Consider the following 1,125-nt stretch of genomic DNA (forward strand, 5'->3'; position numbering starts at 1 on the left):
GACTGATCCCGGACGATGCCGTCGCGGTGGCCGTCACAAGCGCCAATGCCATGCGCCATGCGCCGGAAGAAATCATCGCGACGCTCGCCGCCTTGCCTTGTCATGCCGTCGGCAGGCGGACTGCGGAAGCTGCCCGCAAAGCGGGGTTTTTGTCGGTCAGTGAAGGCCCCGGCGATGCCGAGGCGCTGGCCGACGTTCTCGCTGCCGATTTTTCTGGAAAGACGATTGTCTACCTCTGCGGGCGCGTGCGTTTTCCGGCGTTCGAACAGAGGCTCGGGACGGCGGGCGTTCGGGTCCACGCCGTCGAGACCTATGACACGCTGACAGTGGGTTATCCGGACGAAGTCACCCTCGAACGCCTGTCGGGGCAACCTGCCGACGCGGTATTGCTCTATTCAGCCAAGGCGGCGGCGGCGATGCAGATGTTGGCAAGACGGCCCGCTCTGCGCGGTCTCTTCGAAAAAACATGGGTTTTTGCGCTTTCCACGCGGATCGCCGCAGCCTTCGACGATGCCGCCGGCGAAAGGATCCGCATTGCCGCGCAACCTGACGAGGAGGCATTGCTGGCGCTTTTGCAGGCGCCGCGCTGAGCCGCGTCATCACACCGCCCCTTTTCACCGCTTGGTGATGTGCTAGACCCTTTCTGAACCATCATGCGCCGCCAGGCGTTGAGACGAAGCGAATGTGCGGAGCCCAGGCATGGTCAAGACGCCGAAGATGCGACACTCGAAAAGCCGCCGCGAGCCGGTGACCATCGATCTCGAGCCGGGCGCCGTCTCACGCATCGCCGACGAGGACGCCGCCACGCAGGAGGCGCAGACAGACGAGGCGAAGGCCGAGGAAGCAGCGAACGCTTCGCAGCCCGAGGTTCCCGAAGAGCCGGTTCATGCCGACCAGACCGATCTCGAGCCGTGGGAGCATGCCGATGGCGCCGCAGGTGCGGAAGGGCAAGCGCCGGCGCATGGCGGAGCCAAAGCCGCCGAGCCAGAGCTGCCTTATCCCGGTTCGGATGCGCCGCCCAACCGCGCCAAAACCTTCGACTACAGTTTCGACGACGCGTCGGCAGCGCAGACCGACGGCAACAAGGCAAAAGCCGAGACACAGGACGAGAAAATGGCGCCAGCC

At 64.9% G+C, this 1,125-nt stretch carries 1 protein-coding gene and 1 pseudogene; both read left to right on the forward strand.

Translation table 11 applies throughout. From position 1 onward, the window contains the following. Positions 1-2 precede the first annotated feature (2 nt). Entirely contained in the window at positions 3-590 is a 588-nt protein-coding gene (locus EN884_RS36595; protein WP_245492059.1) for a uroporphyrinogen-III synthase, read from the forward strand. A 109-nt stretch (positions 591-699) separates the two neighbouring features. Continuing rightward, a pseudogene (locus tag EN884_RS36600) lies at positions 700-1,125 on the forward strand (phage tail protein); the annotation flags it as partial.

This window comes from Mesorhizobium sp. M7A.F.Ca.AU.001.01.1.1 (assembly GCF_004022735.1).
In the GTDB taxonomy this organism is placed as follows: Bacteria; Pseudomonadota; Alphaproteobacteria; order Rhizobiales; family Rhizobiaceae; genus Mesorhizobium; species Mesorhizobium ciceri.